Here is a 416-nt window from a genome sequence, read left to right as displayed (position 1 = left end):
ACCAATATCACTTAAATAAGTGATAGTCTTAATACTAGTTTTTAGACCAGTCATTGGAGAACAGATGATTGGTAATGCTGCCAACTTACTGATTTAGTGTATGATGGTGATTTTAAGGTGCTTGCGTGGCTTCCATTTCCATCAGATGTCCTTCCTGCTCCGCTACTGAAGGCGTGGTGCGTAACGGCAAAAGCACTGCCGGACATCAGCGCTATCTCTGCTCTCATTGCCGTAAAACATGGCAACTACAGTTCACTTACACCGCCTCTCAGCCCGGTACGCACCAGAAAATCATTGATATGGCCATGAATGGCGTCGGATGTCGCGCCAGTGCACGCATTATGGGCGTTGGCCTCAACACGGTTTTACGTCACTTAAAAAACTCAGGCCGCAGTCGGTAACCTCGCGCATACAAC

Annotated in this window: 1 pseudogene; it reads left to right on the top strand. The window is 47.6% G+C overall.

Annotation, left to right across the window (positions count from 1 at the left end):
- Window positions 1-125: 125 nt before the first annotated feature.
- Window positions 126-416 (top strand): annotated as a pseudogene (locus tag M3148_RS17405) (IS1-like element transposase); the annotation flags it as partial.

It is taken from the genome of Georgenia satyanarayanai (genome assembly GCF_023715365.1).
Lineage (GTDB): Bacteria > Actinomycetota > Actinomycetes > Actinomycetales > Actinomycetaceae > Oceanitalea > Oceanitalea satyanarayanai_B.
This window is presented reverse-complemented; position numbering and strand designations above follow the sequence as displayed.